The organism is Mammaliicoccus sciuri (assembly GCF_002901825.1).
In the GTDB taxonomy this organism is placed as follows: Bacteria; Bacillota; Bacilli; order Staphylococcales; family Staphylococcaceae; genus Mammaliicoccus; species Mammaliicoccus sciuri.
Genome location: NZ_PPQD01000034.1, coordinates 350,512 through 376,323 on the forward strand (window position 1 = coordinate 350,512; position 25,812 = coordinate 376,323).

The following is a 25,812-nucleotide window of genomic DNA, read 5'->3' on the forward strand; positions in this document are numbered from 1 at the left end:
CAAATAGAAAGGGGATAAATATGAAAATTAATAAATTAAGAGAAGTCATGAATGAAAAAGGTCTAGAAGCAGTTGTAATTCTATCACCGTATAATAGAAGATATCTTTCTGGATTTACTGGGACAAGTGGTAGTCTGTTAATTACACAAGACAAATCCCTTTTAATTACAGACTTTAGATATATTCAACAAGCGAACGATCAAGCTCAAGATTTTGAAGTTATTAATCAAGAAGGACCAATGTTAAGTAAGATTAATGACCTGATTAAAGAAGGTCAGTATAAAAATGTTGGCGTCGAATCACATTTAATTACTTATAATGAATATCAAGCACTAAATACAGATGCAGTTGAACTTTCTTCTATTGAAAGTGTTATCGAAACAATCAGAATGGTTAAAGATGAATTTGAAATTAAACAAATTCAGAAAGCAGCTGACATTGTAGATGAAACATATGAACACATTTTAAAATGGGTTAAACCTGGCATGACTGAAAATGAAGTGAACAATGAAATGGAAATGTTTATGAGAAGCAAAGGTGCAACATGCTCATCATTCGATACGATTGTTGCTTCAGGGCACCGTGGTGCATTACCTCATGGTGTAGCAAGTAATAAAGTTATCGAAGAAGGAGATATGATTACATTAGACTTCGGAGCATTATATGAAGGATACGTTAGTGATGTTACGAGAACATTTGCAATTGGTGAACCAAAAGAAGAAATGAAGAAAATATATAATATTGTTTTAGAGGCACAATTAGCAGCGTTAGAACAAATTAAACCAGGTATGACTGGTAAAGAAGCAGATACGATTGCAAGAGATATTATTAAAAGTTATGGCTATGGTGAACAATTTGGCCATTCTTTAGGACATGGCATTGGATTAGAAGTACACGAAGGCCCAGCATTATCTCAAAAATCAGATATCGTTCTTGAAGAAAATATGTGTATCACTTTAGAACCAGGTATATATGTAGATGGTTTAGGTGGCGTTAGAATAGAAGATGACGTATTAGTTACAAAAAATGGCTTACAGCGCTTTACTAAATCTTCAAAAGACCTTATTATTTTATAAGAAGGTATAAATAGGAGGAAAATGAATGATTTCAGTTAATGATTTTAAAACAGGTTTAACAATTAAAGTTGATAATGGCATTTGGAAAGTTATGGACTTCCAACATGTGAAACCAGGTAAAGGTGCGGCATTCGTTCGTTCTAAATTAAGAAACTTAAGAACTGGTGCAATCCAAGAGAAAACTTTTAGAGCCGGTGAAAAAGTTGAAAAAGCTCAAATCGATAATCGTCGTATGCAATATCTATATGCTAATGGTGATAGCCATGTGTTCATGGATAACGAAACTTACGATCAACTAGAGTTACCTGGTGATAAACTAGAATATGAACTTAAATTTATTAAAGAAAACATGGAAGTTCAAATCCAATCTTATGAAGGTGAAACAATTGGTATTGAATTACCAAATACAGTTACACTTCAAGTAACAGAAACTGAACCTGGTATTAAAGGTGATACAGCAACTGGTGCAACTAAACAAGCTACAGTTGAAACAGGTTATAGTTTAAACGTACCGTTATTTGTTAATGAAGGTGATTTACTTGTCATTAATACTACTGACGGAAGCTACGTATCAAGAGGTTAATATTAAACATTAAAATGAGGCTGGGACAGTAACTTGTGTCCTGGCCTCAATCATTTTAGTTACATTAGGAATGTTTCTTATTTACATTTATAATTAAATATTAAAATCTCTTGAATTGGTATGACCACTAAAGTAAAATGTATGAAGTGTAACGTATTAGAATTTAAAAGGAGTTTTTCAAATGAACTTAAAACAAATTAAAGAACTAGTTGATGTGTTAGATAATTCTTCTTTAACTGAAATTGATATTAATGATAAAGATTTTAAACTAACTTTAAAAAAAGATATTAAACAAGAAATTATTTATAGCCAAGGTGCAACAAATGTCGTAGCAGAACAACCACAACAAGCAACTCAATCAGCACCACAACAAAATGTTGAACAAGAAGCGCCAAGTGGTTTGACGATTAATGCGCCAATGGTTGGTACATTCTATAAATCACCATCTCCTGATGAAGGTCCATACGTTCAAGTAGGTTCACGTGTAGAAGCTGATACAACTGTATGTATTTTAGAAGCAATGAAACTATTTAATGAAATTCAAGCAGAAGTTTCTGGTGAAATCACTGAAATATTAGTTGAAGACGGACAAATGGTAGAGTATGGCCAACCGTTATTCAAGGTGAAGTAATATGAAAAAAGTATTAATTGCAAATAGAGGGGAAATTGCAGTAAGAATCATTAGAGCTTGTAGAGAGTTAGACATACAAACGGTCGCAATTTATTCAGAAGCTGATAAAGATGCATTACATACTCAAATAGCAGATGAAGCTTATTGTGTTGGACCGACACAATCTAAAGATTCATACCTTCACGTTCCTAATATTATTTCAATTGCAAAATCAACAGGTTGTGACGGTATCCATCCTGGTTATGGTTTCTTAGCCGAGAATAGTGATTTTGCAGAAATGTGTGAAGCATGCCAAATTAAATTTATTGGACCTAGTTATCAATCTATCCAGAAGATGGGTATTAAAGACGTTGCGAAAGAAGAAATGATCAAAGCTAACGTACCTGTTGTTCCTGGTAGTGATGGTTTAGTAGATACAGTAAGAATTGCAAAGAAATGTGCGAAGAAAATCGGCTATCCTGTTATTATTAAAGCTACTGCCGGTGGTGGCGGTAAAGGTATCCGAATTGCACGTAATGAAGAAGAGCTTGTAACAGGATTTAGAATGACACAGCAAGAAGCTGAAACAGCATTTGGTAACAAAGGTTTATATTTAGAAAAGTTCATCGAAAACTTTAGACATATTGAAATTCAAGTAATGGGTGATTCAGAAGGTAATGTTATACATCTTGGTGAACGTGATTGTACGATCCAAAGACGTATGCAAAAGTTAGTAGAAGAATCTCCTTCACCAGTCCTTTCTGAAGAAATGCGTAAAGAAATGGGTGAAGCGGCTATTAGAGCAGCTAAAGCCGTTAATTATGAAAATGCTGGTACAATTGAATTTATTTATGATTTAGATGCTGAAACGTTCTATTTCATGGAAATGAATACGCGTATTCAAGTAGAACATCCTGTTACTGAGATGGTTACTGGAATGGATTTAGTTAAACTTCAACTTAAAGTGGCAAGTGGTGAATCATTACCAGTTACACAAGAAGAAGTTGACTTGAGTGGACATGCGATTGAATTTAGAATCAACGCAGAAAGTCCATTTAAGAATTTCATGCCATCACCAGGGAAAATTAATCAATATTTAACACCAGGTGGATTTGGCGTGCGTATTGATTCAGCATGTTATACAGGATATACGATTCCGCCTTATTATGATTCAATGGTTGCGAAGCTTATTGTTCATGGTAAAGATAGAACAGATGCAATTCAAATCGGTAAAAGAGCTTTATCAGAATTTTTAGTTGCTGGCATAGATACAACGATCCCATTCCATTTAAGATTGTTAGAAAATGATGTATTTGAATCAGGTGATTTTAATACCAATTTCCTAGAGATTCATGATATTATAAATAATGAAGACAAATAGGGAGGGATTCAAATGGCTAAAACAATTGAAAATAAAAAGCCTTCTTTAGGTAAAATAGAGATTGCGCCAGAAGTTATTGAGGTCATTGCGAGCATTGCGACTACTGACATTAAAGGTGTATCTCATATGCAATCCGTTTTTAATAAGAATTCCTTAGAAAAATTCGGGAAAAAGAATTTTGGTAAAGGTATTAAAGTCGATATTAAAGAAGACGGCATCTACATTAATGTCTACTGTACATTTGACTACGGTACAAAAATTTCTGAAACAGCACGTAAAGTTCAATCAGAAATTAAACAAGCATTAAATACGATGACGGCATTAACACCAAAAGAAGTTAATGTACATATCGTTAATATACATTTCCAATAATAAAATGATTAATTAAGAGGATGCGTGCATCCTCTTATTCTTTGAAGGAGAAGAATATGAAAAGAACAGAACTAAGAGAGATTGTCTTTAAATCACTATATCAATTAGAAAATAACAAAACTGATTTAACAGTAGAAGAAGCGATTCAATATTTAGTAGAAGACTTTAAAGGTGAACAATATTTATATGTCAAAAACTTTGTTAAAGAAGTTGTAGAGAAAAAAGACGAACTAGATGAAATTGTAAGTCCACATTTAAAAAACTGGACATTAGACCGTTTACTTAAAACTGATAGAATTATTTTAAGAATGGCTACTTATGAATTGAAATATACAGATACACCAGAGAAAGTTATATTTAATGAAGCAGTAGAAATTGCGAAAGTATACAGTGATGATGATCACTATAAATTTATTAATGGTGTATTAAGCAGTTTATCAAAAAGTTAAAGAGTGATATAAATGGATAAGTATTTATCAGTTACAGCAATAACTAAATATATCAAATATAAATTTGATCAAGATCCACATCTACTTAATGTCTTTATTAAAGGTGAAATATCAAACTTTAAAAGACATTCAAGTGGTCATCTTTATTTTGCATTAAAAGACGATAAAGGTGTGCTCAGTGCTATGATGTTTAAATCGAGCGCAAATCAATTGTCGTTTAATCCTAAAGAAGGTGACCAAGTACTTGTTGAAGGTAGAATAGGGGTTTATGAATCAAGAGGTGCTTACCAAATTTATGTTCAATCTATGCAATTAGATGGTGTGGGTCTTCTATATGAAAAATTTGAGGCACTGAAAAAAGAATTAGCAGAAAAAGGTTACTTTGACCAAGAGCATAAATTAAGCATACCTAAATATCCTAAGAAAATTGCTGTGTTGACAGCATCGACTGGCGCTGCGATAAGAGATATATGTTCTACTTTAGATAAGCGTTATCCACTTGCAGAACAAGTGTTAATGAGCACTTTAGTTCAAGGTAAAGGAGCTAAGGATAATATCATTAACAATATTAAAGAAGCTGATTCCATGGGCGTTGATGTTATTATCGTTGGTCGTGGTGGTGGATCTATTGAAGATTTATGGAGCTTCAATGAAAGAGAAGTTGTAGAAGCCATTTATCATTGTAAGACGCCTGTTATTTCAGCAGTTGGTCATGAAACAGATACGACATTAAGTGATTTTGTCAGTGATGTAAGAGCTGCAACACCGACTCAAGCCGCAGTCATTGCGACACCAGATATTAATGCGCTGTATCAACTTATTTCAAATGCTAGACAGTATTTAACAAAACATATCACGCAAACTATTCAACAAGATAAACATAAATTAAAACAACTTTCATCATATTATAAATTGAAGACGCCTTCGTTGCTATATGATCAAGAAACTCAGAAGTTAGATGAATTACAAAAACAATTATCTAGAAATTTAGAACAAACTGTTACGCGTAATAATCATAAGCTAGATATCTTACAGAATAAATTGCGAATCACACCAATTTATAATAAGACTTTTCAATTTAGACAAGACTTTAATCGTTTAAACATGCTTCAAACACAGCTCGTTAATCGTATTATAAGTCAAAAAAAACAAGTGCTGACAAGCAAGTTAGCGCAACTAGATGCGTTAAGTCCGACTCAAATTATGTTAAGAGGTTATTCAATCATCGAAAAAGATGATAAAATCATTACAAGCAAAAATGATTTAAAAATTGACGATGATATTACAATCAATTTAAAAGATGGTAAAATAAATGCTAATGTTAAGGAAATTAGGTGACAAATGTGGCTAAAGAACAAACTTTTGAAGAAATGATGGAAGAATTAGAAAAAGTCGTCGGTAAATTAGACGAAGAAAATATTTCTCTTGAGGAATCAATTGAACTTTATCAAAGAGGCATTGAATTAAGTAGTAAATGTGAAACGAAACTCAAAGCAGCTGAAGATAAAGTAAACAAACTTGTTCAAAAGGAAGGTGATTCAGATGAGTCAAATCATGAATAGTTATGTAGACAAGTTCACTGAATCACTTAAACAAACGAAACTAGATTCAGTTGTAAATACACAATTAGAAGAAAGTATGCGATATTCTTTATTAGCAGGTGGAAAGCGTATTCGTCCTGTACTATTATTAATGACGTTATCGATGTTAAAGACTGATATTAATAAAGGAATGGAAACTGCAAAAGCACTTGAAATGATACATACATATTCCCTTATACATGATGATTTACCAGCTATGGATAACGATGATTATAGACGCGGGATGAAAACGAATCATAAAATCTATGGTGATGCGACTGCAATCTTAGCTGGTGATGCATTATTAACAAAGGCTTTTGAACTGATTACTAAAGATACATATATAGAAGCTGACGAAAAAGTCAAATTGATTAGATTGCTTTCTGAGTCAGCCGGTCATCAAGGTATGGTAGGTGGACAAGTATTAGATATGGAAAGTGAAAATAAAGAAATTTCACTTGATACATTACGCAAAATCCATAGATACAAAACTGGAGCACTGATACGTTTTTCTGTCGTTGCAGCCTGTACAATCGCTAAAGTTAATAGTAAGACATTTTTATTACTAGATTCATTTAGCCAAGAATTAGGATTAATATTCCAAATTAAAGATGATTTGCTAGATATTGAAGGGGATTTCGATAAAATAGGTAAGTCAGTTGGCAGTGATGTCGCGAATCAGAAGAGCACTTATGTGTCTCTATTAGGTAAGACCAATACTAAGGTTGCTTTAGAACAACATGTGAATCAAGCGTTATATTTACTTGAACAATTAGAAGATCAATATAACACTGAAGAACTTAAGTCTCTCACAAAATTATTTGCAAATAGAGAAAATTAATCTATTTTTATAATGTAGATGACTGGTCACAAGAATCGGGCTAAAGGTGGTTAAAAAATGGATGTTTCAAAAATAAAAAACCCATCCTTCCTCAAAGATTTATCTCATCAAGAACTTGAACAACTGAGTAGTGACATTAGAAAATTTTTAATAGAAACATGTTCGGTAACTGGCGGACACATAGGGGCAAATTTAGGTGTGGTTGAATTAACATTGAGTCTACATAAACATTTTAATAGCCCTGTAGATAAGATATTATGGGATGTTGGACATCAAACATACATTCATAAAATATTAACCGGTAGAGGCCATGAATTTAGTTCTTTACGACAATATAAAGGATTATGTGGTTTTCCTAAAATGAAAGAATCAGAACATGATGTATGGGAAGCTGGACATAGTTCAACTTCTTTATCTGCTGCTGTGGGGATGGCAAAAGCAAGAGATATATTAGGACAAGATCATCATGTTGTACCTGTAATTGGTGATGGCGCTTTGACAGGTGGTATGGCACTAGAAGCATTAAACCACATAGGACATGACAAAACGAATTTAACGATTATTTTAAATGATAACGAAATGAGTATCGCACCAAATGTTGGTGCAATGCATAATATGTTTGCGAGAATTCGATCTAACCAAAATTATAATCGCTTTAAATTTGATGCTGAAAGTTTAATTAATAGATTACCTGGTAGAGATTTGTTAAAAGACTCTGCTGATAAAATTAAAGACAGTTTAAAATATTTAGTCGTAGATGGCATCTTCTTTGAAGAACTTGGCATTAAATATATTGGACCTGTAGATGGCCATAATTTTAAAGCATTAGATGAAGCTATAACAGTTTCAAAACAAATGGACAAACCTGTTCTCATACACGTTGTGACTAAAAAAGGTAAAGGTTATAAACCTGCTGAGAAAGATATAATTGGGACTTGGCATGGTTTAGGACCATATAAGCTTGAGACTGGTGAAGTGATAAAAGGAAGTGCTGAAGGGCCGGCATGGAGTGCATTAATGAGTGATGAAGTATTAGCATATGCGCAACAAGACAAACGAATTGTTGCAATCACGCCAGCTATGCCTGTTGGATCAAAATTAACTAAATTTCAACAAACGTTACCTGAACAATTTTTTGATGTAGGTATTGCCGAACAGCATGCAGTTACGATGGCAGCAGGACTTGCAACACAAGGCATGAAACCATATGTCGCAATCTATTCAACATTTATGCAACGTGCATATGATCAATTGTTACACGATGTAGACCGTCAAAACTTAAACGTATTGTTTGGTGTTGATCGAGCAGGACTTGTTGGGGCAGATGGAGAAACTCATCAAGGTGTATTTGATGTTGGCTTTTTAAGTCAATTTCCTAACTTTACAATCATGATGCCTAAAGATGGTAATGAAGCGAAAAATATGATCAAAACTGCTTTTGAAACTAAACATGGTCCAATGGCAATCAGGTATCCGAGAGGTAATGCTCCGTTACTGGATGATACTAAAGATAGTGAATTAATAAAATTAGGATCTTGGAATGTTGAAAGAAACGGTGATGATTTAACGATTATTAGTTATGGACCAACAGTCTCACTTGTAACAGATGTAGCAGACGAATTATTAAAAGAAGACATCCATATCAATATTGTTAATGCTCGGTTTATAAAACCTATGGATTTTGAAATGCTGCATAACCTCGGTAAAGCGTCGAAACCGATTATTACAGTTGAAGAAGCCATGTTGACTGGTGGTTTAGGAAGTCAAATAGCTACTTTTATGAAAGACAATGATTATCATAATAATGTAAGAAGAATAGGCATAAATGACACATACATTGAGCATGGTGATGTAGGTTTATTATTAGAAGATATTGGTATCTCTAAATCAAATATCATGTCTACTGTCAAATCGTTAATTAAGTAATTGATAAATATATGAATAATTATGTTGAAAAAGACGCTTTAGTATATCTAAAGCGTCATTTAAATTGTTTATAGCGCTTACATTACTATTTTTATCAATTTTATGCTATTATAAGTGTATAAATATTCATTAACAGAGGTGTATGTAATGGCGAACAAAACAATGCGTCAGATTAAGATAAGAGAAATAATTTCTAACGAACAAATTGAAACACAAGAAGAATTAGTCAAAAGACTAAATGAATATGATTTGAATATCACACAAGCTACAATATCTCGTGATATTAAAGAGCTTCAATTAATTAAAGTTCCAGCACCTTCTGGTCAATATATCTATAGTTTACCTAGAGATCGTAAATATCACCCGATTGATAAATTAGGTAGATATTTAATGGATTCATTTGTAAAGATTGATGGAGCAGATAATTTATTAGTTCTTAAAACATTACCAGGTAATGCGCAATCAATTGGTGCAATTATTGACCAAATAGATTGGACAGAAGTCATTGGTACGATATGCGGTGATGACACATGCTTAATTATTTGTAAAGATACTGAGGCAGCTGAAGTTATTACAGATAGAATTTTTAATATGCTTTAAAGGAGATTTAATATACAATGTTACAAGCTCTTACAATTAAACAATTTGCTATAATTGAATCTTTAGAAATTAATTTTTCAGGTGGACTGACTGTTTTAAGCGGTGAAACTGGTGCTGGTAAATCTATTATTATAGATGCTATTGGTCAGTTAGTAGGTGCAAGAGCCTCACAAAGTTTTGTTAGACATGGCGAACAGAAGGCGACAATTGAAGGCGTGTTTGATATCGATAATGTACCTAATGTCAATAAAATCTTAAGTGAGTTAGATATCGATTTTGACGAAGATTTCTTGTTTGTAAAAAGAGAAATATTTTCTTCAGGAAAAAGCATTTGTAAATTGAACAATCAGAATGTAACACTATCTGATTTAAAAATTGTCATGCAAGAATTACTTGATATACATGGTCAACATGAAACGCAAATATTACTTAAACCTAAATATCATTTATCATTGTTAGATAATTATGCTGATGGCACATATCAATCTGAAATTGATCAATATGAAGAAATTTTTCAATCTTATCGTTTGAAAAAACAAGAACTTGAAAAGTTAGAATCTCAAGACCAAGCATTATTACAAAGATTAGATTTAATAAAATTCCAACGTGATGAATTACATGACGCGAATTTAAAAGAAGATGAAATTGAGTTTTTAAATCAAGAAATTAAAAAACTTCAAAATCATGAAAAAATAAATGAAAGTCTTAATAAAGCCCATATGTTATTGAGTAGTGAAGAAAACATTACAGATAAAATTTATGAACTTAATCAAGAAATTCAACATATAAACGATATTATTCCGGATAAATATACTGCTTTTAGTGAAGAATTAGATCAAATGTATTACACTTTAGAAGATTACAAACATGAACTATATAATGAACTAACATCTAATGACTTTGATGAATCTTTACTAAATGAGTACGAGTCTAGATTAAATGTACTCACTGACCTCAATCGTAAATATGGTAAAAGCATACCTGAATTAATCAAATATAGAGATAAAATTGATGATGAAATATATAAAATTGAGAACTACGAACAAAGTACTTCTCAATTACGTGAAGAAATTAACGATCTTTATACAAACGTTCTAAAATACGGAGAAGCACTATCTACTAAAAGAAGACAAGTTGCGTTGGATCTTAGAGATAGATTAGTTGAAGAAGTACAGAATTTGCATATGCAAGATGCGAATATAGAAATTACATTCACTAAAACGAAGCCTACTCAATATGGCTTAGAAGAAGTAGAATTCTTAATTAGTCCAAATAAAGGCGAACCATTAAAAAGTTTAAATAAAATAGCTTCTGGTGGTGAACTATCGAGAATAATGCTTGCGTTGAAAAGTATATTTGTTTCTTCAAAAGGACAAACAGCAATTTTATTTGATGAAGTAGATACAGGTGTATCTGGAAGAGTCGCTCAAAAAATGGCTGAAAAAATGCATCAGATTGCGCAAACACTTCAAGTGATATGTATTTCACATTTACCTCAAGTCGCTGCAATTAGTGATAATCATTTGTATATTGCTAAAGAAACGGTAAATGATAGAACAACGACTTCTATAAAACAATTAGATGGTAAAGATAAAATAGATGAAATAGCAAGAATGATATCAGGTGTTGAAGTTACTGAATTAACTCGACAACACGCTAAAGAAATGATTATACAAAACAAAAATTAAAAATAGAATGATTCGTTAGGGTGTTAAGCATGGTAATTAAGGTTGCAATAATAGAAGACTCGAAAGCGTATGTTAGTGAAATGGCACAATATTTAAAAGAACACGATATTGAAATTGTTAATATTGGATACAACGGTAAAGAAGCACTCGACATTTTAAATGGAGAAGTTTTCGATGTTCTTCTATTAGACTTAATCTTGCCACACATTGATGGCATGACTTTGCTTAAAAAATATATAAAACAAAATAAGCAATTTAAAGTGGTTTGTATGAGTGCTTTTGTTAGTGATGATGTCTTAAAAGAATCTGTTTCATTAGGAGTATATTACTTCTTAATTAAACCTGTTGAGTTTGATGTCTTATTAGACACAATACAACGTGTAATAACAACAACAGATTCTAATATTGAAGAAATGGACGCTTTAGATTTATTACTTGAAAAGATTGGATTTTCATCAAATTTAAACGGATATGAATATATTAAGTATGGTGTACATCTTATGCTTCAATATAACCGTAAGATGCCATTAACTAAAGAACTTTATCCTTTAATTTCTCAAAATTATAATATACAAGCGAATAATGTTGAAAGGTCTATACGGCATGCTATTAAATTAGCTTGGGATAAAGAATTAAAGTCCTATTGGTATAATAGTGAAAAATTGTATGTACGACCTACAAACGGTGAATTTTTATTACATCTATATGAAAAGTTTAAAAAAAGAGACTAGGCTTTCCTAGTCTCTTTTTTTGGCGTTTTGTTTCTTCATAAAATGTTCTTGTGCACGTTTATTTTTCTTTTCACGATGTAGTATATACCCCCCAATGAACACTACACCAAATACAAAGAATATAAAGCCTAATAAAAACTGCAACCAAATAAAATGTAATTGTGAAACGAGTTGTCCAAAAACAGCATCTCTCATCCATTTAATACCTAGTCCTGCAATAATACCTGGTATAACCAAAATAAGTAATGCAATATACTTTTGCATAAGTTAAAACTCCTATTAATTAATAACTTATATTATATATGAGATAATGAGTAAAAGTAAACATTGAAAAAATGGAATAAACGGTACAATTTGATTATGATAGTAATAGGAGGGGATTAAATGCTTTTTAAAGATATGATAAAAAACGGTCAAAATATATCGGCGACAATTGCTGTATGTAAATCAAATGATGAAGGTGTCATTAAAGCAATTGTTAAAGCGATTAAACATACAAAAGCTACATTCATGTTGTTTGATGAACGACCACAAGATGAGCTGATTAGATCATTTAATTTAACGCATGAAGAATTAAATAGAGTAGAAATTATTCAAACACTTAACGAAGAACATACTGTATCTCAATGTGTACAAGCTGTAGCAGATGGAAAAGCAGACTTAATAATGAAAGGATTAATTTCAACATCAGAATTGTTGAAAGAAGTATTAAAAGATAAATATAATTTGAAGACTAACTATAGAATGAGCCATATCGCAATATTTAATATACCGGAGTATCACAAGATGTTAACCGTATCAGATGTTGCGATGAACATTGCACCAACTATCGAACAAAAAATTGAAATTACATCGAATTTGGTATATTCACTCAAAAAAATTGGTATCGACTCGCCCAAAATAGGCGTACTTTCTGCAATTGAAAATGTGAATCCGAAAATGCAGTCATCGGTTGATGCGCATGAAGTCGTGTCTTATTTTAATCAAGAAAAACTAGACCTTGAAATAGAAGGTCCAATTGCATTTGATGCTGCAATTAATAAAAAGGCATCCATTATTAAAAAAATAGATTCAAAAATATCAGGTAACGTTGATGGTTTAATCGTCCCTCAAATTGAAAGTGGCAATATTTTATATAAATCACTCGTTTATTTATCGAACGCTGATGTAGCATCTGTTATAATTGGAGCAAAAATACCCATAATTTTAACTTCTAGATCAGATTCATCACAAGATAAATTTCATTCTATTTGTAGTGCGTTAATGCTTATTTAGTATATTATAATAACAAATTAATAACTATACTCTTTATTTCAAAGTATTGAAAGAGCTTACAATGCTTTTATATCAATAAAGATTGAATTTTCTAAAAATTTTTACTTTTTGTAAGCGCTATCATTTTTCGTCAATTTATTTGATAAATAAAACATTTCATGTAAAATTAGAAATGAAGTTATTATATAAAAAGTGAAAAGGGGATTATTATGTTATTCGAAACGATAGAAAAATATGACTATGAGCAAATAGTATTTTGTCACGATAAAAGTTCAGGATTAAAAGCAATCATTGCGATTCATGATACAACATTAGGACCAGCACTTGGTGGTTGTAGAATGTGGCCATATGAAAGTGAAGAAGAAGCTATTAATGACGCATTACGCTTATCAAGAGGTATGACATATAAAAATGCTGCAGCTGGTTTAAACTTAGGTGGCGGTAAAACAGTTATTATCGGCGATCCTAAAAAAGATAAATCAGAAGCTTTATTTAGAGCTTTAGGTAGATATGTAGAAAGTTTAAATGGTCGTTATATTACTGCTGAAGATGTTGGAACGACTGAAGACGATATGGATATTATCTTTGAAGAGACTGATTACGTAGTTGGTTTATCTGAAAGTCACCAATCTAGTGGTAACCCAAGTCCTAAAACTTCATTAGGTGTATTTGTTTCTATGAAACGTGCAGCTAAAGAAGCATTTGGAACAGATGATTTAAACGGGAAAACAGTTGCCGTTCAAGGTGTTGGACACGTTGCTTACGAACTATGTCGTTATTTACATGAAGCAGGTGCTCAATTAGTTGTAACGGATATTAACCAAGAAGCAGTTGATAGAGTTGTAAATGACTTCAACGCTCAAAGTGTAGGTATTAATGATATTTATGATGTAGATGCTGATATCTTTGCACCTTGTGCTTTAGGTGGCGTATTAAATGATGATACTATCGCACGCTTAAAAGTTAAAGTTGTATGTGGTAGTGCAAACAATCAATTACAAGACATAGATTTACACGGTTCTCAATTAGAAGATAAAGGTATTGTATATGCGCCTGACTTCGTTGCTAACTCTGGTGGTGTTATCAATGTTGCTGATGAATTAGATGGATACAATGAAGTACGCGCTATTTCAAACATTGAGAAAATCTATGACCAAATGGATAAAGTATTTGAAATTAGTAAAAGAGATCAAATTACTTCTGCACGTGCAGCTGAAATTTTAGCTGAAGAACGTATTGAACAACTTAAAAATGTAAGAAGTAATTTCTTAAAAACTGAAAGATCTATCATTTCTAGAGGTAAAAAATAATGAAAAAAATTCTTGTACTTAATTTAGGAAGCACATCATCTAAAGTTGCTGTATTTGATAACTATGATATGTTATTTGAAGATGTTATTAGGCATGATATCGAACAAACTAATCTTACATTAATTGAACAAGTCCCATTTCGACTTGAAAGTATCAAGAACTCATTAAACCAACATCATATCTCACTACAAGCAATAGATGCTATTGCTTGTAGGGGTGGTGTTTTAAAGCCTATACAGGGTGGAACATATCTTGTTAATAACATCATGTATCAAGATTTGAAATCTTTTAAGTATGGATTTCATGCCTCAAATTTAAGTGGTATTATCGGCTATACATTTGCTAAAGAATTAAATATACAAGCATATATTGTTGATCCTGTCGTTGTAGATGAATTAATACCTGAAGCTAGAATTACTGGTATAAAAGGTATTGAAAGACGCAGCATCTTCCATGCATTAAACCAGAAATCTGTCGCTAAACAATATGCAACTAATATTGGCAAAGCATATGAAGATATTAATGTTATCGTTGCACATCTCGGTGGTGGTATAAGTGTAGGTGCTCATAGAAAAGGAAGAGTCATCGAAGTTAATGACGGCTTATTAGGTGAGGGGCCATTTAGTCCTGAAAGAGCTGGTTCAATACCAAATGATGCGTTAATTAAATGGGTTATTGATCACGATTTAAATGCTAAAGAAGCTAATAATGAATTAAGTAAAAAATCTGGGTTATTATCATATTTTGGTACAAATGATTGTTTAAAAGTAGAACAAATGATGGAAAATGGCGATAAAACTGCTAAACTAGTCTTAGATGCCATGTGTTATCAAATTGCTAAATCTATAGGTTCTTGCGCGATCGTTTTAGAAGGTCAAATCGATCAAATTATCATAACTGGTGGGTTAAGTTATTCAAAATATATCACAAATAAAGTAAAACAATATGTATCTTGGCTACAAAATGTTACTATATATGAAGGAGAAAAAGAAATGCACGCCTTAAATATTGGCGTAATGGACCTCTTACACGGTAAAATTAGTACCAAGTCATATGAATAAGGAGTAATACTATGTCTAAAGAATATGATTTAGTCATTCTAGGTGGCGGTACGGCGGGCTATGTATCAGCAATTCGTGCTTCACAACTAGGAAAAAAAGTCGCAATTGTAGAGAAATTTAAGTTAGGTGGAACTTGTTTACATAAAGGTTGTATACCTACAAAATCATATTTAAAAACTGCAGAAATTTTAAGATACATACAACATTCAAACGAATATGGTATTAAAACTGCTTCAGCTGATTTTGAAATGTCGGATGTTGTTGCTAAGAAAGATGAAACAGTTTCTACGATGTACAATGGTGTACAAAGTTTGATGAAAAAATACAAAATTGACATTTATGAAGGTAATGGCAGAATTCTAGGGCCTTCATTGTTCTCGCCTCAAGCTGGAACTGTATCTGTTGAATTTGAAAATGGCGAATCGGAACTACTCGTTAATCAAAATGTATTAATTTCAACAGGATCAAGACCAATTGAATTACCATTCTTAAAGTTTAACCATCAAACCGTCATTTCAAGTGATGATATGATGCAATTAGAAACATTGCCTAAAAGCATGTTAATTATCGGTGGCGGTGTTATAGGACTTGAATTTGCATCTTTATTAAATGATTTAGGTGTAAAAGTAACAGTTGTTGAAGCAGGGCAATCTATTATCCCTAACGAACAACGTGAAATCAGTAAGACGATTAAACGTAGCTTTGAAGAAAATGGTATAAACATTCATGAGAATTGTCCTTTATCTGAACAAGATGTCAGCATACATGATCAACACGTAGATGTAACACTTCAAAATGAGCAACAAACTTTTGAAAAAGTATTAGTCGCTGTTGGTAGAACACCGAATACTGAAGATTTAGGTTTGAACAACACAAAAATAAAGACCGATAATAAAGGCTATATTCAAACAAATGATGTTTATCAAACTGATGATAAACATATTTATGCGGTTGGAGATGTCATCGGTAATTATCAGTTAGCACACGTTGCAACTAAAGAAGGCACAATTGCAGTAGAGCATATGTTTGATCAAAATCCTATTATGTTAGATTATTTAACAGTTCCGAGATGTATATATACAAATCCTGAAATTGCTTCGATAGGGATGACTGAACAAGATGCTAAAGCACAAAATATTAATTTCAAAAAATTTAAAGTGCCATTTAAAGCAATTGGAAAATCCGTCATCGAAAATAATGGACTTGGTGAATGTATTTTAATCAAAGATATAGACAATGAAAAAGTGCTTGGCATTCATATGATTGGTGCAAAAGTGACTGAATTAATTAATGAAGCAGCTCTATTTACATTTATGAATGGCTCTACTGAAGAACTAGCAACTACTGTACATGCACATCCTTCAATTGGAGAAGTGCTCATGGAACTAGGGTTAAAATCTGAGAATCGTGCTATTCACGTCTAAAGAGGAGAGATTAGATGTTAGATTATAAGACTGTCGGATTAACGCATGAAGACTTAAAAGAAATTTATAAATGGATGTTATTAGGTAGAAAAATTGACGAAAGAATGTGGCTACTCAATCGAGCAGGTAAACTACCGTTTGTCATTAGTTGTCAAGGTCAAGAAGCAACGCAGATTGGCACATATTATGCACTAAAAGACGAAGACGTATTAGCACCTTACTATAGAGATTTAGCTTTAGTTACAGCACGTGGTATTTCTGCAGAAGAATCTATGTTAGCTGCATTTGCTAAACAAGGTGATACTTCAAGTGGTGGTAAGCAAATGCCATCTCACTTTAGTAAAAAGGAGTTATCTATTTTAACGCAAGGTTCTTGTGTAACAACTCAAGTATTACATGCAGTTGGTGCAAGTTTATCGCTTAAAATGGATGGCAAAGAAGCGATTGCACTAGCTACTTTAGGTGAAGGAAGTACAAGCCAAGGTGACTTCCATGAAGCAATGAACTTCGCTGGTGTTCATAAATTGCCATTTATTTGTATTATTGAAAACAATAAATATGCCATTTCCGTACCAACTCACTTACAGTACGCTACAGATGATTTATCATCTAGAGCTGCAGGTTACGGTGCATTTGGTGAACAAGTTGATGGTAATGATCCTATAGCTGTTTATGAAGCAGTTAAACGTGCAAGAGAACGTGCAATTAATGGTGAAGGACCTACATTAATTGAAGCATTATGTAGTAGATTAACACCTCATTCTTCAGACGATAACGATACTTATCGTCCAGCAGATGAGATGAAAGAAGAAAAAGATAATGATTGTATGATTAAATTCAAAGAATATTTAGTTGAACATCAAGTGACAAACGACGAGTGGTTCAGCCAAGTTGAAGAAGAAATTAAACAAGAAATCAATACTGCTACTAAAAATGCAGAAAAAGCACCTTATCCATTACCGGAAGAAGCTTTAACACATGTATATGATCAAGGAGGCGAAAAGAATGCCTAAGTTATCCTATCTTGACGCGATTAATCAAGCAATGGACCAAGCGATGGAAAAAGACAATAATGTATTTGTTATCGGCGAAGATGTTGGTCTAAAAGGCGGCGTATTTGGCGCAACTAAAAATTTATACAACAAATATGGTGAAGGACGCGTGATCGATTCACCGTTAGCAGAATCAAATATCGTTGGTGCTTCAATTGGTGCTGCTATGATGGGTAAAAGACCGGTATCTGAAATTCAATTTGCAGAGTATATCGTTCCAGCAACAAACCAAATCATCAATGAAGCAGCTAAAATAAGATACCGTTCTAATAATGACTGGGATTGTCCTTTAACAATTAGAAGTCCATTTGGTGGCGGAATTCATGGCGCATTATATCATTCTCAAAGTATTGAGAGTATATTCTGTTCAACACCAGGCTTAAGAGTGGTTATTCCATCAACGCCATATGATGCTAAAGGTTTACTTCTTGCGGCAATTGAAGATAATGATCCTGTATTATATTTCGAGCATAAAAAAGCATATAGATTATTAAAAGAAGAAGTACCTGAAGAATATTATACTGTACCAATTGATAAAGCAGATGTTAAACGAGAAGGTTCAGATATTACAGTATTCACTTATGGATTATGTGTAAATTACGCACTTCAAGCAGCTGAAATATTATCAACTGAAGGTATAGATGCAGAAATAGTAGATTTACGTTCATTATATCCACTAGATAAAGAAACAATTATTAATTGTGCGAAAAAGACTGGCAAAGTATTGGTTGTAACTGAAGATAATCTAGAAGGTAGTGTCATGAGTGAAGTATCTGCCATAATAGCTGAAAATTGCTTATTTGATTTAGATGCACCAATTGCAAGACTTGCAGGTCCAGACGTACCAGCTATGCCATTTTCACCACCAATGGAAGATTTCTTTATGATGAATCCTGTAAAAATAGAAGAAAAAATGAGAACATTAGCTGAATTTTAGGAGGTTAAATTATGGACGTAAAGATGCCGAAACTTGGAGAAAGTGTTCATGAAGGTACAATCGAACAATGGCTCGTTCAACCAGGCGACACAATTGAAGAGTACGATGCACTGTGCGAAGTGATTACAGATAAAGTAACAGCTGAAGTGCCTTCAACATTTAATGGAACAATTAAAGAAATTGTTGTAGAAGCTGGCGAAACAGTTGATGTTGGTACAATCATTTGTAGAATGGACGTAGTAGGTGAAACATCAGAGGATAACAATAATAGTACTGATGAACAAACTGAATCAGAAGTATCTAAAGAAGATCAACCTGTAAAAGCTGAAAAACCTGTATCTAATGAACCACAAGAAGGTCCAATGAATAACGGTCAATATTCACCTGTTGTCTTTAAATTAGCAAGTGAAAATAATATTGATTTAAATAAAGTTAAAGGTACTGGCAATTTAGGAAGAGTCACTAAAAAAGATATTTTAAATGCTATCGAAAATGGTGTCTCAACTGAAAACACACCATCTAAACAAGTAGATGCAACATCTGAAGCAATCACTGAAAACACAGTTCAACCAGAACCAGAAACGACTTCATTACCTGGAGATTCAATTCCTGTTAATGGAGTTAGAAGAGCAATTGCTAATAAAATGTTACAAAGTGTTCATGAAATTCCACATGCTTGGATGATGGTCGAAGTTGATGCTACAGATCTTGTTAAAACAAGACAACATCATAAATCATCTTTTAAACAAAACGAAGGATATAACTTAACATTCTTCGCATTTTTCGTAAAAGCTGTTGCAGAAGGATTGAAAAAATATCCGATGTTAAATAGCACTTGGGCTGGCGATGAAATTAAAATTCATAAAGATATTAATATTTCAATCGCAGTAGCAAGTGAAGATAAATTATATGTACCTGTTATTAAAAATGCTGATGATAAATCAATCAAAGGTATCGCTCGTGAAATTAATGATCTAGCAACTAGAGGAAGACAGCATAAATTAACTTCTCAAGATATGCAAGGTGGTACATTTACAGTCAATAACACGGGTTCATTTGGCTCTGTATCATCAATGGGTATTATCAATCATCCACAAGCAGCTATTTTACAAGTAGAATCCATTGTGAAACGACCTGTAGTTGTCAATGATATGATTGGTATTCGTGATATGGTTAATTTATCATTATCAATTGATCATAGAATATTAGATGGTTTAATGGCCGGTGAATTCTTAAAATATGTAAAAGAAAGATTACAAAGTATGACAATCGAGAATACATCTATATATTAATAAAAGCTTCTCATTGTTTTACCCTTAAATCTCCTGTAAAATAGACTTATCTATTATTACAGGAGGCTTTTTTTATGGAAATGGATTTCAATTTATATATGAATGACGTAGTCAATTCTGCGAGAAATGAAATAGAAGCAGCTGGATACAAACAATTAACAACTAAAGATGAAGTTAAAGAAACTTTCAACAAACCAGGTACAACATTTGTTATGGTTAATTCAGTTTGTGGATGTGCAGGCGGTATCGCAAGACCAGCAGCACAACATGCGTTACACTATGATAAATTACCAGATCAATTAGTAACTGTATTTGCTGGTCAAGACAAAGAAGCAACAGAAACAGCACGTGATTACTTCGAAGGTTATCCACCATCAAGTCCATCATTTGCTTTTCTAAAAGATGGCAAAATTGTCAAAATGATTGAAAGACATGAAATCGAAGGTCACGATCCAATGAGTGTTATTACAAACATTCAAGCACTATTCGAAGAGTATTGCGAAGAAGTGTAAAGGAACGGTTCATTTCTTATGCAAATAAAACCGTACAGAATAGGATATAGAACATTAAAAACTGCCCTAGGGATGACATTAGCTGTCATCCTTTCTAGGTTAATCGGCTTAGACAACTATGCATCCAGTGCTATTCTTGTTGTATTATGTATTAAGGATACAAGAGTAAAATCATTTGAAGCTGCAATATATAGATTTGTAGCATGTTTTATTGCAATTTTGATAGGTTCATTATTTTTCACTTATTTTGGAAGCACACCCATTATACTTGGTATTATGGTACTTTTATTTATACCTGTAACAGTCATGATTGGTGTACAAGAAGGTATCGTAACAAGCTGTGTTATTATACTACATTTGTATATGGCTAAAACAATCGATATGAATGTCGTCATAAATGAAATCTTATTACTTATAATTGGTATAGGCATCGCCTTAATAATGAATATGTTTATGCCAAGTTTAGATTACAAACTCAACAACTATAAGCGCAAAATAGAAGACGACTTTATATTAATAACCTTTATTTATAGTCAATGTTTACAAGATCCAAATAAGAAAATTAATGTACCGTCATTTGATATAGTTTCAGAAAATATTAGAAAAGCTAAATCATTAGCATTTAGAGAAGTTAAAAATCATTTTGTGAGAAATGAAAATTCTTATTATCATTACTTTGATATGAGAGAAGAACAATTGACTTTATTAAAAAGAATGAAAAATTTAATTGAATCAATGCAACACAGTCAACACGCACATCATTTATGTAGTCAATTGTTATTAGAAGTATCACAAAACGTACAAGGCAATGATTACTCACTTATGAGATTGCATAATCTATATGACATTAAAATAAAATTACAGTCTATAGAGCTACCAAAAACACAACAAGAATTAGAAAGTATAGCAGCACTATTTCAACTATTAAACGAAGTAGAAGAGTACTTACTAATCAAATCACAATTCGGTAGCCTTAAGAAGTAAAAACGCAATGCTATTCAGCATTGCGTTTTTTTGTGTATATAGTGGGGGAGACGTGAGTTAATGTTTGAAATCTAAACTATGAACTAATGAAACTCATGGTTTAATGAAGGACTTAAGCCATGAAATCCTCAATCTCTTGGCTTAATAGCAGACTTAAGCCACGAAATGACCAATCTCTTGGCTTAATGGTAGACTTAAGCCACGATATACCCAAACTCTTGGCTTAACGAAGGACTTAAGCCACGAAATAACCGAACTCTTGGCTTAATGGTAGACTTAAGCCATGACATACCTCATTTTCTAGTATAGCTTACCCAAAAAAAGCGCTACTCATCATGAGCTAGCGCTTTTAAATTATATTATTAATTTAATAGGAATGGTAAGATACCTGATAATACAAGTGCAGCTACGATTGCTACTAACATTACGATGATTATGATTTTACGTATATTCTTATTTTGCATGATAACCCTCTCTTTAAACATTAGTTTTGTATATATTTATCAACTATTATACACTAGATTATGAGATATTTAAATAAATGAAAAGAGGGACAATCATGATTAATGAAGAAAGATTATTGAATACTTTTATAGAACTTGTAAAGGTAGATTCTGAATCTAAAAATGAAAGAAAGATTGCTGACTTATTAAAGCAAAAGTTTACGGATTTAGGTTTAGATGTTAAAGAGGATGACTCTCAAAGTGAGACTGGTTATGGTGCTGGTAATTTAATTTGTAAATTAAAAGGTGAAGATACTAGCAAGACACCGATTTATTTTACAAGCCATATGGATACTGTTACGCCTGGTAATAATATTGAACCTGAATTACGTGAAGATGGTTACATTTATTCTAAAGGTGAAACAATCTTAGGTTCTGATGATAAAGCTGGTTTAGCTGCCATATTAGAAGCTATTCAAGTTATTAAAGATAACAATATTCAACATGGTGATATCGAGTTTATCATTACAGTAGGTGAAGAATCTGGTTTAGTTGGTGCTAAAGCTTTAAATCCAGATGATATTCAAGCGAAATATGGTTTTGCTATTGATGCGCCTGGTAAAGTAGGTACAACTGTTGTAGCGGCTCCAACACAAGCTAAAATAGAGGCAATTATTAAAGGTAAAACAGCACACGCTGGATTAGAACCTGAAAAAGGTGTTTCTGCTATTAATATCGCTGCTAAAGCTGTTAGTCATATGAACTTGGGACGTATCGATGAAGAAACGACTGCTAATATCGGTAGATTCGAAGGTGGAACAGCAACAAATATCGTAAGTGATCATGTATATATTTTAGCAGAAGCTAGATCTTTAGATGACGAAAAAATGAACCAACAAGTCACACATATGAAAGAAGCATTCGAGAAAACTGCTGAAGAATTCGGATGTTCTGCTGAAGTTAATGTACAAATTATGTACCCAAGCTTTAACTTAACTGAAGAAGACGATGTTGTTCAATTAGCTGTTAAATCTTCTGAAAAAATTGGACGTAAAGCAGACCTTGTTAAACTAGGTGGCGGATCTGACGGAAATGTAATTAGTGGATTTGGTATACCTACTGTTATTTTAGGTGTTGGATATGAATATATTCATACAACAAATGAACGTATGCCAGTTGAAGAATTACAAAAAATTACAGAACAAATCGTTGCAATTGCTGAACTTGCATAAAAATTCAGTATGTAAACGTATTCATTTGAAATTAAAGACTTTATAGACGAAAAACGTATTCAAACTATGTTAAAATGTACTAGAAAATGAAAAAAAGTGAGGTTAATTTCATGACACAACAAATAGGTGTAGTTGGTTTAGCTGTAATGGGTAAAAACTTAGCTTGGAATATTGAATCACGTGGTTACTCAGTTTCAGTGTATAACCGTTCAAAAGAGAAAGTCGACCAAATGGTTGAAGAATCACAAGGTAAAAATATACATCCAAACTATTCAATTGAAGAGTTTGTAGATTCATTAGAAAAACCAAGAAAAATTTTACTTATGGTAAAAGCTGGTGAAGCAACAGATAAAACAATCGATAGCTTATTACCATTATTAGATAAAGGCGACATCCTTATCGATGGCGGAAATACTAACTATTTAGACACGATTCGTAGAAACCAATACTTAGATGAAAGTGGAATAAACTTCATTGGAACAGGTGTTTCAGGTGGGGAAGAAGGTGCATTAACTGGTCCTTCAATTATGCCTGGTGGTCAGAAAGAAGCTTATGAATTGGTAGCACCAATTTTAGAAAGCATTTCTGCTAAAGCAAGCGATGGTTCTCCATGCGTAACATATGTTGGTCCAGATGGTGCTGGCCACTATGTAAAAATGGTGCATAACGGTATTGAATACGCAGATATGCAATTAATCGCTGAAAGTTATGACTTAATGAAACGTGTATTACACATGGATCATAAAGATATTGCTGAAACGTTCAAATCATGGAATGCTGGCGAATTAGAAAGTTACTTAATTGAAATCACTGGCGAAATCTTTAATAAATTAGACGAAGATGGTACACCATTAGTTGAAAAAATTATGGATAAAGCTGGACAAAAAGGTACTGGTAAATGGACTTCAATTAATGCTTTAGAATTAGGTATTCCATTAACAATTATTACTGAATCCGTATTTGCTAGATTTATTTCTTCATTTAAAGATGAAAGAGTTAAAGCAAGCACAGCGTTTAGTCCAGAAGTAACTGAGTTTACTGGTGATAAAGAAGCGTTCTTAGAGCAAATCAGACAAGCTCTTTATATGAGTAAAATATGTAGTTATGCACAAGGATTTGCTCAAATGAAAACTGCTAGTGAAACAAATAACTGGAACTTAAAATTAGGTGAGTTAGCTATGATTTGGAGAGAGGGTTGTATCATCCGTGCACAATTCTTACAAAAAATCAAAGACGCTTACGATAATGATTCATCATTAACAAACTTATTATTAGATCCTTATTTCAACGACATCATTGCAAAATATCAAGGTTCATTAAGAGAAGTATCAGCAACTGCAATCAAAGCAGGAATTGCAACACCTGGTTTCTCTTCAGCAATCAATTACTTTGATAGTTACCGTTCAGAAGATTTACCTGCCAACTTAATTCAAGCACAACGTGATTACTTTGGTGCGCATACTTATGAACGTAAAGATAAAGAAGGTATTTTCCATACTGAATGGACTAAATAATTTGATATAACGAAACACCCCGTTATCTAAATAAGATAGTGGGGTGTTTTTTAATTCATACTTTTATGATCAATAGGTATCCAAAGTTGGACTTTAGAAGTTTCTTGATCAAAATTAACATCAAGAGGATAAACCTCAACATAAAAATCATCATGTAAATAAGGCATTTTAAGTTGCCATTGATTTTCAATATGGTGCCAAGCTTCACTCACTACAAAATCTAATTCACCTTGTAAATTAAACGTCGCGAAATGATGTCCAGGTAAATAATAATTATCTAAATGACCTGGATATCTTTCGCTAGGTACGCCTACAAAAACTTCAAGTCCATCTACTAGTGGTCTTCGAACAACAAATAGTTGGTTAGGTTTAACATCATTATATTTAATAAAGTCTTCTATGTAATTATTCTCTAATAACATTTCTAATAAGTCAGGTATTAAAAAATGATTATCTAATTCATTTGAATGATAATGGTGATTTTTACCAACTAACTTTAAATCATCTTTGTATTGTAACGAATAATTTAACGGTTCTGTTTCTGTAGAAGTTAATTTAATAGAGACTCTTTTTTTAATTTTAAGCATAGATTGATGTGTCTTCGTTTGTAGCGGACTTATGCCATGATATGCATTAAAATCATGAGCGAATGCATGTGCATCTCTGTATCCATACTTTAAGGCAATATCTAAAATACGTGTTTGACCACTTAAAATATCAAATGCCGCTTCAGTCATTCTTCTAGCAAGTTGATATTCAATAGGCGTCATACCAATAACCATTGTAAAAGATTGATTCAAGTGAAAAGGGGACTTTTCAACGTGATCACTCAAAGTTTGTAAATCGATATCGCTTAATAGATGATCTTCAATGTACACAATTGCTCTTTGTAAATCTTTAATTACTTCCAATGTTCAGTCACTCCTGTTGGCAGAAAGA

General features: G+C 32.5%; 27 protein-coding genes. 24 read left to right on the top strand and 3 right to left on the bottom strand.

From position 1 onward, the window contains the following. The first annotated feature begins 20 nt into the window (after positions 1 to 20). The 13 genes from CD035_RS13185 to CD035_RS13245 all read left to right on the top strand — a co-directional run bounded on the left by CD035_RS13185 (position 21) and on the right by CD035_RS13245 (position 11,837). Positions 21 to 1,076: a M24 family metallopeptidase gene (locus tag CD035_RS13185; protein ID WP_048539732.1), complete on the top strand. Its 1,056-nt coding sequence runs from the start codon at positions 21 to 23 to the stop codon at positions 1,074 to 1,076. A 25-nt stretch (positions 1,077 to 1,101) separates the two neighbouring features. Next, complete coding sequence (gene efp / locus CD035_RS13190; RefSeq protein ID WP_025904945.1) at positions 1,102 to 1,659, top strand: elongation factor P; 558 nt, start codon at positions 1,102 to 1,104, stop codon at positions 1,657 to 1,659. A 181-nt stretch (positions 1,660 to 1,840) separates the two neighbouring features. Further along, the gene (gene accB / locus CD035_RS13195; protein WP_037588238.1) at positions 1,841 to 2,290 is read left to right on the top strand and encodes an acetyl-CoA carboxylase biotin carboxyl carrier protein; all 450 of its coding nucleotides are present in this window, start codon (positions 1,841 to 1,843) and stop codon (positions 2,288 to 2,290) included. A 1-nt stretch (position 2,291) separates the two neighbouring features. Then, positions 2,292 to 3,650 (top strand): acetyl-CoA carboxylase biotin carboxylase subunit, encoded by a 1,359-nt coding sequence (gene accC / locus CD035_RS13200; protein WP_048539733.1) that lies wholly within the window; start codon positions 2,292 to 2,294, stop codon positions 3,648 to 3,650. Positions 3,651 to 3,662: 12 nt separating this feature from the next. Continuing rightward, positions 3,663 to 4,022: an Asp23/Gls24 family envelope stress response protein gene (locus CD035_RS13205; protein WP_025904942.1), complete on the top strand. Its 360-nt coding sequence runs from the start codon at positions 3,663 to 3,665 to the stop codon at positions 4,020 to 4,022. 56 nt (positions 4,023 to 4,078) lie between these two features. Then, positions 4,079 to 4,471, top strand: a complete 393-nt coding sequence (gene nusB / locus CD035_RS13210; RefSeq protein ID WP_048539734.1) for a transcription antitermination factor NusB — start codon at positions 4,079 to 4,081, stop codon at positions 4,469 to 4,471. A gap of 12 nt (positions 4,472 to 4,483) precedes the next feature. Further along, positions 4,484 to 5,809: an exodeoxyribonuclease VII large subunit gene (gene xseA / locus CD035_RS13215; protein ID WP_048539735.1), complete on the top strand. Its 1,326-nt coding sequence runs from the start codon at positions 4,484 to 4,486 to the stop codon at positions 5,807 to 5,809. 32 nt (positions 5,810 to 5,841) lie between these two features. Beyond that, positions 5,842 to 6,033 (top strand): exodeoxyribonuclease VII small subunit, encoded by a 192-nt coding sequence (xseB, locus tag CD035_RS13220; RefSeq protein ID WP_153653573.1) that lies wholly within the window; start codon positions 5,842 to 5,844, stop codon positions 6,031 to 6,033. Beyond that, on the top strand, positions 6,014 to 6,892 hold the full coding sequence (locus CD035_RS13225; protein ID WP_107610393.1) for a polyprenyl synthetase family protein: 879 nt from the start codon (positions 6,014 to 6,016) through the stop codon (positions 6,890 to 6,892). The genes xseB and CD035_RS13225 overlap by 20 nt, the downstream gene beginning before the upstream one ends. 57 nt (positions 6,893 to 6,949) lie before the next feature. Beyond that, positions 6,950 to 8,818: a 1-deoxy-D-xylulose-5-phosphate synthase gene (dxs, locus tag CD035_RS13230; RefSeq protein ID WP_048539736.1), complete on the top strand. Its 1,869-nt coding sequence runs from the start codon at positions 6,950 to 6,952 to the stop codon at positions 8,816 to 8,818. 147 nt (positions 8,819 to 8,965) lie between these two features. After that, the gene (gene ahrC, locus CD035_RS13235; RefSeq protein WP_025904936.1) at positions 8,966 to 9,418 is read left to right on the top strand and encodes a transcriptional regulator AhrC/ArgR; all 453 of its coding nucleotides are present in this window, start codon (positions 8,966 to 8,968) and stop codon (positions 9,416 to 9,418) included. A gap of 17 nt (positions 9,419 to 9,435) precedes the next feature. Beyond that, on the top strand, positions 9,436 to 11,106 hold the full coding sequence (gene recN / locus CD035_RS13240; RefSeq protein WP_048539737.1) for a DNA repair protein RecN: 1,671 nt from the start codon (positions 9,436 to 9,438) through the stop codon (positions 11,104 to 11,106). Between the two features lie 29 nt (positions 11,107 to 11,135). Further along, a complete protein-coding gene (locus CD035_RS13245) occupies positions 11,136 to 11,837 on the top strand; it encodes a response regulator (protein ID WP_103354283.1) in 702 nt (233 codons plus the stop codon). 6 nt (positions 11,838 to 11,843) lie between these two features. Here CD035_RS13245 and CD035_RS13250 read toward each other — a convergent pair whose 3' ends face one another. Further along, positions 11,844 to 12,101 (bottom strand): DUF2627 family protein, encoded by a 258-nt coding sequence (locus CD035_RS13250; RefSeq protein WP_048539739.1) that lies wholly within the window; start codon positions 12,099 to 12,101, stop codon positions 11,844 to 11,846. 120 nt (positions 12,102 to 12,221) lie between these two features. On the opposite strand from CD035_RS13250, the gene CD035_RS13255 reads away from it, so the two are divergent. From CD035_RS13255 to CD035_RS13295, 9 genes are all read left to right on the top strand, one after another. After that, complete coding sequence (locus CD035_RS13255) at positions 12,222 to 13,112, top strand: phosphate acyltransferase (protein ID WP_048539740.1); 891 nt, start codon at positions 12,222 to 12,224, stop codon at positions 13,110 to 13,112. Between the two features lie 209 nt (positions 13,113 to 13,321). Beyond that, on the top strand, positions 13,322 to 14,422 hold the full coding sequence (locus tag CD035_RS13260) for a Glu/Leu/Phe/Val dehydrogenase dimerization domain-containing protein (protein WP_048539741.1): 1,101 nt from the start codon (positions 13,322 to 13,324) through the stop codon (positions 14,420 to 14,422). Further along, positions 14,422 to 15,483 (top strand): butyrate kinase, encoded by a 1,062-nt coding sequence (gene buk / locus CD035_RS13265; RefSeq protein ID WP_048539742.1) that lies wholly within the window; start codon positions 14,422 to 14,424, stop codon positions 15,481 to 15,483. Before CD035_RS13260 ends, buk begins: the two co-directional genes overlap by 1 nt. An 11-nt stretch (positions 15,484 to 15,494) precedes the next feature. Continuing rightward, positions 15,495 to 16,907 carry a dihydrolipoyl dehydrogenase gene (gene lpdA, locus CD035_RS13270; protein ID WP_048539743.1) on the top strand — a complete coding sequence of 471 codons (1,413 nt, stop codon included), beginning with the start codon at positions 15,495 to 15,497 and terminating at the stop codon, positions 16,905 to 16,907. A 14-nt stretch (positions 16,908 to 16,921) separates the two neighbouring features. Beyond that, positions 16,922 to 17,920, top strand: a complete 999-nt coding sequence (locus CD035_RS13275; RefSeq protein ID WP_048539744.1) for a thiamine pyrophosphate-dependent dehydrogenase E1 component subunit alpha — start codon at positions 16,922 to 16,924, stop codon at positions 17,918 to 17,920. Then, complete coding sequence (locus tag CD035_RS13280) at positions 17,913 to 18,896, top strand: alpha-ketoacid dehydrogenase subunit beta (RefSeq protein ID WP_048539745.1); 984 nt, start codon at positions 17,913 to 17,915, stop codon at positions 18,894 to 18,896. Before CD035_RS13275 ends, CD035_RS13280 begins: the two co-directional genes overlap by 8 nt. Positions 18,897 to 18,907: 11 nt before the next feature. Then, entirely contained in the window at positions 18,908 to 20,188 is a 1,281-nt protein-coding gene (locus tag CD035_RS13285) for a dihydrolipoamide acetyltransferase family protein (protein WP_048539746.1), read from the top strand. A gap of 74 nt (positions 20,189 to 20,262) precedes the next feature. Continuing rightward, the gene (locus tag CD035_RS13290; protein ID WP_048539747.1) at positions 20,263 to 20,700 is read left to right on the top strand and encodes a BrxA/BrxB family bacilliredoxin; all 438 of its coding nucleotides are present in this window, start codon (positions 20,263 to 20,265) and stop codon (positions 20,698 to 20,700) included. A gap of 18 nt (positions 20,701 to 20,718) precedes the next feature. Beyond that, positions 20,719 to 21,684 carry an aromatic acid exporter family protein gene (locus tag CD035_RS13295; protein ID WP_048539748.1) on the top strand — a complete coding sequence of 322 codons (966 nt, stop codon included), beginning with the start codon at positions 20,719 to 20,721 and terminating at the stop codon, positions 21,682 to 21,684. 362 nt (positions 21,685 to 22,046) lie between these two features. On the opposite strand, the gene prli42 is transcribed toward CD035_RS13295, so the two are convergent. Continuing rightward, positions 22,047 to 22,148, bottom strand: coding sequence for a stressosome-associated protein Prli42 (gene prli42, locus CD035_RS13985; RefSeq protein ID WP_151452370.1), 102 nt, complete (start codon positions 22,146 to 22,148; stop codon positions 22,047 to 22,049). Positions 22,149 to 22,243: 95 nt separating this feature from the next. On the opposite strand from prli42, the gene CD035_RS13300 reads away from it, so the two are divergent. Together CD035_RS13300 and gndA are read left to right on the top strand one after the other, a co-directional pair. Further along, a complete protein-coding gene (locus tag CD035_RS13300) occupies positions 22,244 to 23,359 on the top strand; it encodes a M20/M25/M40 family metallo-hydrolase (RefSeq protein WP_048539749.1) in 1,116 nt (371 codons plus the stop codon). Between the two features lie 110 nt (positions 23,360 to 23,469). After that, positions 23,470 to 24,873 carry an NADP-dependent phosphogluconate dehydrogenase gene (gene gndA, locus CD035_RS13305; protein WP_048539750.1) on the top strand — a complete coding sequence of 468 codons (1,404 nt, stop codon included), beginning with the start codon at positions 23,470 to 23,472 and terminating at the stop codon, positions 24,871 to 24,873. A 50-nt stretch (positions 24,874 to 24,923) separates the two neighbouring features. Here the strand turns inward: gndA and CD035_RS13310 are convergent, their stop codons facing one another. Next, complete coding sequence (locus tag CD035_RS13310) at positions 24,924 to 25,784, bottom strand: effector binding domain-containing protein (protein ID WP_048539751.1); 861 nt, start codon at positions 25,782 to 25,784, stop codon at positions 24,924 to 24,926. Positions 25,785 to 25,812 lie beyond the last annotated feature (28 nt).